We start from the raw sequence: 10,334 nt of genomic DNA on the forward strand, positions 1-10,334 counted from the left end.
CTGAGTCAAGCGCCTTGACCGATGATCCGGTTTCTTACAACAATCCGGCTTCCCTTCCCTGAAAGCCAGCCCAATGATCGACCAGCCCGTAGCCGACTTCAGCCTGCCGGCCACCGGCGGCCGCAGCTTCACCCTATCGGCCTGCCAGGGCAGCCCTGTCGTCCTCTATTTCTACCCCAAGGACAGCACACCGGGTTGCACCACCGAGGCACAGGAATTCCGCAACCTTCACCCGCTGTTCGTCAAGGCTGGAGCAATCGTGCTCGGCGTCTCACGTGACAGCATCAGGTCGCACGAGAACTTCAAGGCCAAACAGGACCTGCCCTTCGATCTGCTCTCCGACGCCGATGAATCGCTGTGCGCCCGCTTCTCGGTGATCAAGATGAAAACGATGTACGGAAAACAGGTTCGCGGCATCGAACGTAGCACCTTTGTCATCGACGGCCAGGGGGTGCTGCGGCGCGAATGGCGTGGTTTGAAGGTGGCCGGCCATGCGCAGGAAGTACTGGATTTCGTCGCAAAGCTCTGATCGTCTTCCCTGGCCGACAAACTCTCACCCGGAAAACACTCGCATGGCCCATCAATCCCCAATCGGCGCCAACAACGACGCTGCCGCCACAGCGTGCAAGCTCTTCGTCCTTGACACCAATGTCCTGATGCACGATCCGACCAGTGTCTACCGCTTCGAAGAGCACGATGTCTTCCTGCCGATCATGACCCTGGAAGAACTCGACGACCACAAGAAGGGCCTATCGGAAATCGCCCGCAACGCCCGCCAGGTGACGCGCACGCTCGACGAGATCGTCACCAGCGCAAATGAGGGGATCGAACAGGGCATCGCGCTCTACGAACCTTCGCGCAAACTGGCCAGTGGTCGTCTTTTCCTGCAGACCGAAGCGATCGCCAGCGAACTCCCGGCAGGATTGCCAACCGCGAAGGCTGACAACCAGATCATGGCGGTGGTCATCCACCTGCAACGCCGCTATCCCGAGCGTTCGGTGATCCTGGTGTCCAAAGACATCAACATGCGCATCAAGGCTCGGATACTCGGGCTGCAGGCACAGGACTACTTCAACGACAAGGTGCTGGAAGACACCGATCTCCTGTACAGCGGCATGCGCGAACTGACCCCCGAGTTCTGGGACGAATATGGTCAGGGTATGGAGTCCTGGAAGCAGGACGGTCGCACGATGTATCGCTTCAAAGGGCCACTCTGCGCGCAATTGCTGGCCAACCAGTTCCTCATCCAGGAAGGCGAAAAACCCCTCCATGCCATCGTCCGCGAGGTGTCGGCGACAATGGCCGAGATCGAGACCCTGACCGACTACACGCATGCCAGGAACAGCGTCTGGGGAATCGCCGCCCGCAACCGCGAACAGAACTTCGCCCTCAATCTGCTGATGAATCCGGAGATCGATTTCGTCACCCTGCTCGGCCAGGCCGGTACCGGCAAGACACTGCTCGCGCTGGCTGCGGGACTCACGCAGGTGCTCGAAACCAGGCGCTACAGCGAAATCATCATGACTCGCGTCACCGTGCCGGTGGGTGAGGACATCGGTTTTCTGCCCGGGACCGAAGAAGAAAAGATGGGACCGTGGATGGGCGCCCTCGAAGACAACCTCGAAGTCCTCAACAAGAGCGACGAGGATGCCGGCGACTGGGGGCGTGCGGCCACTCACGACCTGATTCGCAACCGGATCAAGATCAAATCGCTCAACTTCATGCGCGGCCGCACTTTTCTCAACAAGTTTCTGATCATCGACGAAGCGCAGAACCTGACGCCCAAGCAGATGAAGACGCTGATTACCCGCGCTGGCCCCACCACCAAGGTGATCTGCCTCGGGAACATTGCCCAGATCGACACCCCCTATCTCACCGAAGGCAGCTCGGGCCTGGCCTACGTCGTCGATCGTTTCAAGGGATGGCAGCACGCGGGGCACATCACCCTGCAACGCGGCGAACGCTCCCGCCTCGCGGACCACGCCGCCGAGGTGCTATAATTTTCCGGACGTTAACGAGCCGTGTCCATGACACGGCTCGGTCGTTTTTGGCCAGCGGTCCGTGCGACAAGGATCCTGCGCTTACCGGAGAGTCGATTGAAACGACGCGATTTCCTTGCTGCTTCGGCGGTCCTCGCACTACTGGCGCCATCATCGGCGCGCGCCGTAAACAAGAAGAAAGCAAGCGCTCGCCCGCATGCTAAACCGGCACCCAGGAGAACCAGCAAAACCAGCGGGAAACCTGCGACGCCTGTTGTCGAAAAACCTGCCACACCGGCACCGGAAGAAGTCGAACAGCGCGACGCCACCGGTCTGCCGGACGAACCGTTACCGCAATGGCGAACCTATGAGGTCAGTTCGACCATCACGCTCGACAATGTCAACGGCAAGGTGCGCGTGTGGCTACCGTTGGCGCAGCACATGGACACCCCTTGGCAGCGTTCCCTGGGCCATAGCTGGCAGGGTAATTTTGTCAAAGCCGGCATCTACCGCGACCCGGTCGCGGATCTGGCCGTGTTTTACGCCGACTGGAACGAGGGGGGCGACGCGCCGCAGTTGCAGATCAGCAGCCAGATCGCCAAGCGGGACCGCCATTTCGACATTACCAAGCGCGGCGTGGCCACGGAACGCAGCGACGTGCTTCGCCGCTACCTGCACTCCACCAACCTGGTCCCGACCGATGGCCTGGTGCGACATACCGCGGAGCGAGCGGTCGGTCGGATCAAGGATCCGGTGGCCCGGGGCAAGGCCATTTACGACTGGGTGGTGGAGAACACCTCATTTAATCCATCGGGCAGCGGTATCGGCAGAGGCGATGTCGAGGCCATGCTCGACAGCGGCCATTTGAGCGGAAGAAGTGCCGACATCACGCTCTTGTTTGTCGGTTTGTGCCGCTCGATCGGCATTCCGGCGCGTCCAATTTTCGGCCAACGCATCGATAGCTCACGCCTGCTCGCCGGTCTCGGCGCCACGGGCAACCTGAGCACCGCACAGCAATGCCGTGCCGAGTTCTACACGCCGGGCTACGGCTGGATTCCGGTCAATCCGGCAGATGTACGCAAGGCCATCGACGAAGAACATCTGAGCAGCAACGACCCCCGACTGGTCGTGCTGCAGAAGCTGCTGTTTGGTTTCTGGGAGATGAACTGGGTCGCTTTCAATACGGCTCAGGATGTCAGGCTGCGCGGCGCCAACGGCCAGGTGCTACCGTTCCTGGTCCAGCCGCAGGCCGAGGTAGCCGCGGAGCTTTTCAACAGCTCGGATAGCAGCCGCTTCCACTACACGGTTAACGCCAGCCGAGTCGTCGACGGCTGAAGCGCACCGCGTCAGCCTGCCGGCGATCAGTACGAACCCGGTGTAGCGAAATTCTCGAAGCGCGTGTACTCGCCGAGAAAAGTCAGACGCACCGTACCGATCGGCCCGTTGCGCTGCTTGCCAATGATGATCTCGGCAACGCCCTTCTCGGCCGTGTCCTGGTTATAGACCTCGTCGCGATAGATGAACATGATGATGTCGGCATCCTGTTCGATGGCCCCGGATTCGCGCAGGTCGGACATCACCGGGCGCTTGTTCGGCCGTTGTTCCAGCGAGCGGTTGAGCTGCGACAGCGCCATCACGGGTACCCCGAGCTCCTTGGCCAGACCCTTCAGCGAGCGTGAAATCTCGGAAATTTCGGTCGCCCGATTCTCGCCGTGGCTGGTGGCGGACATCAACTGCAGATAGTCTATGACGATCAGCCCGAGTTTGCCGCACTGACGGTGGAGACGACGTGCCCGAGCCCGCAGATCGATCGGGTTGAGCGCCGGCGTCTCATCGATATAAATCGGAGCTTCGTGCATCTTGCCCAGGGCAAAAGACAGGCGCGACCACTCGTCGTCGTTGAGGCGACCGGTACGGACGCGATGGGCGTCCAGCCGACCGACCGACGACAGCATGCGCATGGCCAGTTGCGTGCCGCCCATTTCCATCGAGAATACGGCCACCGGCAGCCCGACTTCGATCGCCACGTGTTCGGCGATGTTCAGCGCAAAGGAAGTCTTGCCCATCGACGGTCGGCCGGCAACGATCAGCAGATCACCGGCCTGCAGACCCGAAGTCTTGCCGTCCAGATCATGATAACCGGTGGGCACGCCGGTGATGTCCGAAGGGTTGTCGCGATCGTGCAGTTCCTGAATGCGCTCGACCACCTGCGTCAGTAGCGGGTTGATGTGCTGGAAGCCGCTCTGGTGGCGAAAACCGCCTTCGGCAATCGCGAAGACCTTCGCCTCGGCTTCATCGAGCAAGGTTTTCGGTTCGCGCCCAAGCGGATTGAGCGCGCTACCGGCGATCTCGTCACCTGCCGTCACCAGCTGCCGCAGAATCGCCCGCTCACGGACGATCTCCGCATAGCGCCGGATGTTTGCCGCCGACGGCGTGTTTGCCGCCAGTTCGCCAAGGTAGGCCAGACCACCGGTATCGTTGCCCTCACCCGCCTGCTCGAGGCTTTCGGCTACCGTCACCGCATCGGCCGGTTTGCCGCGTTCGAGGAGCTTGCGAATCTGGCGGTAGATGCGCTTGTGCTCGTCGCGATAGAAGTCGCCCTCGGCCATCAGGTCGGCGATCTTGTCGAAAGCGGCGTTGTCGAGCAGCAAGCCGCCGAGCACCGACTGTTCGGCCTCTATCGAGTGCGGCGGTACGCGTAGCGCTGAGAGGGTTGGATCCGCCTGTGGGCCGCGTTGCGGCCGTGCGCCGCGACTGTTCGCGCGTTGCGTACCGTCGGAGGCGAATGAATTTGAATCGAACGACTTGGGCATGGCGGATCAGCTAAGAGAAACGGGACGAGCAAAGCAGCGAGTCTACCCTGCCGAGGTCTTTTCCGGCACCGAGACAAAAAAAAGCCTTGCCCTCGGGGCAAGGCTTTTTCCCTGGCACCAGAAGATGGCGCCGAATCAACGGCCTACAGCTTGAACTGTTCGGCGACAACAACGACCGTGATCGTTGCCAGGACGTCGCTGTGCAACGAGACTTCCAACTGGCTCTCGCCGATCATCTTCAACGGGCCCGCAGCCATGCGTATGTCGGACTTCTCGACCTCGAAACCGAGGACACGCAAGCCATCGGCAACATCGAAGTTGCTCACCGAACCGAACAGACGTCCGTCGACACCGGCCTTGCGGGCGATCTTGACGATCACACCTTCGAATTTCTCGGCATACGCCTGCGCGGCAGCCAGTTTCTCGGCCGCGGCACGCTCGAGTTCGGCGCGCTTCGCTTCGAACTCCTTCATGGCCTTCGGCGTTGCCCGCGTGGCTTTACCCTTGGGGATCAGAAAGTTGCGGGCATAGCCATTCTTGACATTGACCAGATCACCGAGGCCGCCGAGGGTGCCGACCTTTTCCATCAGAATTACTTGCATCTCGTTGTCCTCGCTTACTGGTGATTGTCGGTATACGGCAGCAGCGCCAGGAAGCGGGCACGCTTGATGGCCACCGACAGCATCCGCTGGTAACCGGCCTTGGTGCCGGTCAGACGCGCCGGCATGATCTTGGCGTTCTCGGCGACGTACTCCTTGAACAGGTCGACATCCTTGTAGTCGATCTCTTCCATCTTCTCGGCGGTGAAGCGGCAGAACTTGCGCCGCTTGAACAGACCACTACCGCGCTTCTTGACATTCTTGTCATCCTTCTTCTTGAAGAATCTTCCCATTTTCTTTTCCTTCGACAAATTCGATCGTAGTTACATGCAGTCTTGGTTGCTTGCTGTTCCGGCTCCTCGCGGCAAGAAAGCCCGTCAGATGAAGCGCTGCGCCAGGAGTTGCCGCTTGCAGCCACTGTGCCGTCGCCCCCAGGGCGATGGCCTGGATTTCACACTCGACGTGTCGTGGGCTACCCGCTTCAACCTGCTCCGACTGATGCCCGATCAGACATTCCGCTACCGGCACACCGGCTGGCGTAAAACGCAGCGCTTTGCGCTCGATCAGGGTTCCAGTGAGTTCAACGCGGTTCAGCAGAGCCTCGTCAACAATCAGGCGGCTGGTTCGGCAGCAGCTTCCGCCGGCGCCGGCTCGCGGACTTCCAGCAAGGACTTCGACTTGTCGTCCTTCATCATCGGCGACGGCGTACTGACCGCACGCTTGGTCTTGATCGTCAGGTGACGCAGAACGGCGTCGGTAAACTTGAAGCCGTGCTCGAGTTCGGTCAGCGTCTCGCCATCGCACTCGATGTTCAGCAGCAGGTAATGTGCTTTGTGCAGTTTCTGGATCGGATAAGCGAGCTGGCGGCGTCCCCAGTCTTCGAGACGGTGGATCTGCCCGGCACGCGCGACGATCTGCGCCTTGTAGCGCTCGACCATCGCCGGAACCTGCTCACTCTGATCGGGATGGATGATCAAAACAATTTCATAATGACGCATGAACACTCCTTGTGGTTTGAGCCCCCCGCCATGCCAACGGTAGAGCAAGGTGGAAAACCCACGATTATAGCGGCCTTCCGGCTCGGCAGGCAAATCGAGGCGCATTCGGGCGAATTTCACTCGGCGCGAAATGCTGCGCAGCCGGCCAGCCCCAGCCCAGCCCTGACTCGCCGGTCGACAAAAACAACAACTGGGTCGAAATCATCGGGGACGACGACCGACACTTGTTCAGCAGCAGGCACCCCCCAGGTGCGGCGCTGATCCCTGCGAGGGTCTCGTTTATCCCGCCGATTGGAAACGAAAGACGCCCGCCGGGGTGCAAAGCCTTTCAGCATGTCACTCCAGGGCGCCGGGAAATGCACCCTGCAGAGGAATAGTCTAAGCTTGTCGGCATCCGACCCGCTCAGGATTCCCATGGCCCGCATCATTCCCGACGGCTGGCGCGAACTCTCCGTCACCGGCGCCGCGCAGCGCGAGATCGAAACGCTGGCTGTCCTCGCCGAGGGCCTGCCGGACGACTACAGCGTCTATCACGCGGTGCACTGGACCGGCATCGACGGGCGCCAGGCCATCTACGGGGAAATCGATTTCGCCGTGGTCAATCTCGCCGGCGACCTGCTGCTCATCGAACAGAAGAGCGGCTTCCTCGACGAAACGGCCGATGGGCTGGTCAAGCAATACCCGGGCAAGTCAAAGAGCGTAGCGGTGCAGATCTCGCGCATGGTCAGCAAGCTGCGCGGCAAACTCGCGCTCCGTGGCGACATCCCCTCGGTGCATACCGACGCCCTCCTCTACTGCCCGGACTACAGGGTCAGATCCCCGGAAACCGCCGGCCTGGTCGCCGAGCGTATCGTCGATGCCAACCGCCGCGACCAGCTCTGCCAGATCATCGCGCGCCTCCTGCCGGCCTGCGAGACAGCACCGGCCGCCCCGAAAATCCACGCCTTCCTGCGCGACCTGATCCAGCTCGACAGCGACGTCAGCGCCCTGATGGGCCACGCCCGCGAGCTGGTCACCCGGGTCTCCGGCGGCCTCGCGCACTGGGCACGGCAGCTCGAGTTCGAGCCCTTCCACCTGCGCATCACCGGCACCGCCGGCTCGGGCAAAACCCAGCTGGCGCTTGCCGAATACCGCGCCACGCTCGCCGCCGGCAAGCGCCCGCTCTACGTTTGCTTCAACCGCCCGCTGGCCGATCACTTCGACCGCATCGCACCGGCCGGCGGCCTGGCCTGCACCTACCACCAGCTCTGCGACCAGCGCCTGCGCCATGCCGGCGAGACGCCGGACTTCACCCTGCCCGATGCCTTCGAGCGCCTGCAGAAGCGGGCCGCCGAAGTGCCGGTCAGCGCCACCTTCCTGTTCGATACCGTGATCGTCGACGAAGGCCAGGATATCTCCGAGAAATGGCGCGACTCCATCTTCCGCCACGCCCGTGCCGATGCCCGCCTCCTGTGGCTGGAAGACCCGCTGCAGAATCTCTACGGGCGACCACCGACGCCTCTGCCCGGCTGGGTCGCGCTGCATGCCAAGAGCAATTACCGCAGCCCGCGGCCGATCGTCGACTTCCTGCGTCGCCTGCTGCCCGACGATCTCGATATCGAGGCCGCCTCGCCGATCGCCGCCGACGAGATCGAGTTCCTCGAATACGCCGACACCCCGGGCATGTTCGCCCGCGTCAAGCAAGCCATCCGGCTGTGCTACTCGGCCGGCTTCAGGAAACACGACCTGGCCATCGTCAGCTACCACGGCCGCGAGCAGTCGCAGCTGCTGGCGCTCGACAAACTCGGCCAGACCAGCCTGCGCCACTTCACCGGCGACTACGATCTGTTCGGGCAGCCGGTCTACAGCGAGGGCGACGTGCTGGTCGAATCGGTCTACCGCTTCAAGGGCCAGGCCGCTCCCGCGATCATCCTCACCGAGATCGATTTCGAGGTACTCGACGACAAGGCGGTGCGCAAGCTCTTCGTCGGCGCCACGCGCAGCTCGATGAAGCTGATCCTCGTCCTGCACGAGACGTCAGCCGCCAGGCTGCTCGAACGCCTGGGCTGAAGTGTTGTTGCTCGGAGTGACTCGTAGAGCCTGCCGGTCCGCGTCCCCCCGCACCAGCCCGACAAATCGGCTCTTCGGCGAAGCCGGGCGACAGCTCAAGTGGCGAGCGATCGCAGCCTTCGGCCAGCAGCTCGAGCATCGCCTCGCACTCGTCCCGGCCGCCACGGATTGCGCTATACAGGGGCGCCGATTTTCAACGGCAATGGCGCGGAATTACCGGCCAACAGCGAAGCTCCACGAGCGACACAGCCTTCGCTTCGCTCATCACGCTATCCGGGTTCGTCGACATGGTGGCACTGCTCGACCTCTTGCCTCCCGGCGCACTGCCGGCGCTGCGCGATCTGTTCCGACGCTACGTCGGTCCCCGGCTGCAGGTCTAGCGGAAGCTGCCCGACATCCAGGCAGCCTGGGCGGAATTGGCTCGTTCAAACAAGCTGCAGGGAGAAATCTGGCGCCAGGCAGTCGCCGCCGCCGGCATCAACGAGGCGCCGCCCGCCGCCAACATGCTGCTCCTGCCGGCCCTGAACCAGATGATCGAGATCACCACCAGCCGGACTACGGCCGCAGAGATGCATCCCCCAATCGTGACCTTCGTACTGCTCTACGGACTGGGGCTGATCCGGGTCGATACCTTCGACCAGGTCCTGGTGCACTGGCTGGAGAGCATGAAGTAGTGCCGATGGAGTAGCGGCGATTGCCGTTGGCTGCTCGGCCGATCGCGAGAGACCTCCGATAAGCACGAGCGACGCCGCTCCCTCTCGCTTGCTTGCCGGTCAACTCGCGCGGACGGGTGAGCGCGGTCATCGCCGAAATAACGCTCGGCGCGCAAGCCCAGTCGCTCAAGCTGCTCGTCGGAGACCTTGAGTGGCGAAAAATTGCTTTGCTGGCGAACTCGTCAGCAAGCGAACAATCCACGCGCAACCATTGCCCGAGCTCTCTACCGGCGACGGCTGTGGTCAATGCGCTTCAGCCGGCGACGGCACCCCTCGCGTGCTGTATCGAACTGACGCGCCAGATCAAGCGCTGGACAGCTGGCGCAAGCGAAGCAGCCTGCCCAACGTCACTTGCTCACCGTCACCTTGCCGATCATCCCTGCTTCCATGTGCCCCGGAACGAGGCAGGCAAAATCGACGCTGCCCGGCTGGTCGAATTTCCAGATCAGGCCGCCTCGCTGGCGCGGCTTGAGGGTGATCATGTTCGGTTCTTCGTGTTCCATGGTCGGGAACTTGCGCATCATTTCGGCGTGCTCCTTGAGCTCGGCCATCGATCCGATGACCATTTCATGCGGCACCTTGCCGACATTTTTCAAGAAGAAGCGAACAGTTTCGCCGGCCTTGACGGTGACCTTGTCGGGAACGAAGCGCATCGAGTCGTCCATGCTCACTTCGACGGTGCGCGTCACGTCGGCTGCTTTCCCGGCTTGGCCGACCGCACTCGCCTGCGGGTCGCCGTGCATCGCATGACCGCCCTGGTGGTCGCCGGCCGCCAGCGCCAAAGCCGGCGCAAGGCTCATCAGAAGAAGGGCGATTGGTTTTTTCATGGTCAGCGGTGTCTTTCGTGGTTGTCGTCGATGGCTGTGCTGCGGAATGGTATGACGAGAGGTGCTCAGAACCAGAAACGAACGTCGGCAACCCACAGGGTGTCGCTTGTTGGTGCGCCCTCGGCCTTGGCCAGGTCGGCCGTCTGGCCAAACTTGCCGACCCATTCGACGCCGACGTAAGGCGCGAACTGGCGGGAGATGTCATAGCGCAGACGGACGCCGGCGACGGCGTCGGAGAGGCCGCTGCCAATACCGCGGGCGGCATCATCCTTGCCGTAAGCGTTGATTTCAAGGCGCGGCTGAAGGACCAGGCGTTGCGTGAGCAGCAGCTCGTACTCGGCGCTCAGGCGCAGTGC

At 62.2% G+C, this 10,334-nt stretch carries 12 protein-coding genes; 5 read left to right on the plus strand and 7 right to left on the minus strand.

From position 1 onward, the window contains the following. Window positions 1–73 precede the first annotated feature (73 nt). The 3 genes from RUW20_RS08480 (at window position 74) to RUW20_RS08490 (ending at window position 3,314) form a co-directional block, all read left to right on the plus strand. Entirely contained in the window at window positions 74–529 is a 456-nt protein-coding gene (locus RUW20_RS08480; RefSeq protein WP_313951774.1) for a peroxiredoxin, read from the plus strand. 43 nt (window positions 530–572) lie between these two features. Next, the gene (locus RUW20_RS08485; protein ID WP_313951775.1) at window positions 573–2,000 is read left to right on the plus strand and encodes a PhoH family protein; all 1,428 of its coding nucleotides are present in this window, start codon (window positions 573–575) and stop codon (window positions 1,998–2,000) included. Between the two features lie 96 nt (window positions 2,001–2,096). After that, window positions 2,097–3,314 carry a transglutaminase-like domain-containing protein gene (locus RUW20_RS08490; RefSeq protein WP_313951776.1) on the plus strand — a complete coding sequence of 406 codons (1,218 nt, stop codon included), beginning with the start codon at window positions 2,097–2,099 and terminating at the stop codon, window positions 3,312–3,314. A gap of 26 nt (window positions 3,315–3,340) precedes the next feature. Here RUW20_RS08490 and dnaB read toward each other — a convergent pair whose 3' ends face one another. The 5 genes from dnaB to rpsF form a co-directional block, all read right to left on the minus strand. Then, window positions 3,341–4,792: a replicative DNA helicase gene (gene dnaB, locus RUW20_RS08495; RefSeq protein WP_313951777.1), complete on the minus strand. Its 1,452-nt coding sequence runs from the start codon at window positions 4,790–4,792 to the stop codon at window positions 3,341–3,343. 143 nt (window positions 4,793–4,935) lie between these two features. After that, entirely contained in the window at window positions 4,936–5,394 is a 459-nt protein-coding gene (gene rplI, locus RUW20_RS08500; RefSeq protein ID WP_313951778.1) for a 50S ribosomal protein L9, read from the minus strand. Between the two features lie 14 nt (window positions 5,395–5,408). Then, window positions 5,409–5,684, minus strand: a complete 276-nt coding sequence (gene rpsR / locus RUW20_RS08505) for a 30S ribosomal protein S18 (RefSeq protein ID WP_300337879.1) — start codon at window positions 5,682–5,684, stop codon at window positions 5,409–5,411. Then, the gene (gene priB, locus RUW20_RS08510) at window positions 5,656–6,006 is read right to left on the minus strand and encodes a primosomal replication protein N (protein WP_313951783.1); all 351 of its coding nucleotides are present in this window, start codon (window positions 6,004–6,006) and stop codon (window positions 5,656–5,658) included. The genes rpsR and priB overlap by 29 nt, the downstream gene beginning before the upstream one ends. Beyond that, window positions 6,003–6,389, minus strand: coding sequence for a 30S ribosomal protein S6 (gene rpsF / locus RUW20_RS08515; protein ID WP_313951784.1), 387 nt, complete (start codon window positions 6,387–6,389; stop codon window positions 6,003–6,005). Before rpsF ends, priB begins: the two co-directional genes overlap by 4 nt. 414 nt (window positions 6,390–6,803) lie before the next feature. On the opposite strand from rpsF, the gene RUW20_RS08520 reads away from it, so the two are divergent. Both RUW20_RS08520 and RUW20_RS08525 read left to right on the plus strand, forming a co-directional pair. Next, the gene (locus RUW20_RS08520) at window positions 6,804–8,438 is read left to right on the plus strand and encodes an ATP-binding domain-containing protein (protein WP_313951779.1); all 1,635 of its coding nucleotides are present in this window, start codon (window positions 6,804–6,806) and stop codon (window positions 8,436–8,438) included. Window positions 8,439–8,854: 416 nt separating this feature from the next. Then, the gene (locus RUW20_RS08525) at window positions 8,855–9,112 is read left to right on the plus strand and encodes a hypothetical protein (RefSeq protein WP_313951780.1); all 258 of its coding nucleotides are present in this window, start codon (window positions 8,855–8,857) and stop codon (window positions 9,110–9,112) included. Window positions 9,113–9,498: 386 nt separating this feature from the next. Here RUW20_RS08525 and RUW20_RS08530 read toward each other — a convergent pair whose 3' ends face one another. After that, window positions 9,499–9,978 carry a cupredoxin family protein gene (locus RUW20_RS08530; protein WP_313951781.1) on the minus strand — a complete coding sequence of 160 codons (480 nt, stop codon included), beginning with the start codon at window positions 9,976–9,978 and terminating at the stop codon, window positions 9,499–9,501. 65 nt (window positions 9,979–10,043) lie between these two features. Continuing rightward, window positions 10,044–10,334 (minus strand): copper resistance protein B (locus RUW20_RS08535; RefSeq protein WP_313951782.1); only part of this gene is annotated, 291 nt, incomplete at its 5' end.

Origin of the sequence: Accumulibacter sp., from assembly GCF_032229525.1 — a bacterium.
Taxonomy (GTDB): Bacteria; Pseudomonadota; Gammaproteobacteria; order Burkholderiales; family Rhodocyclaceae; genus Accumulibacter.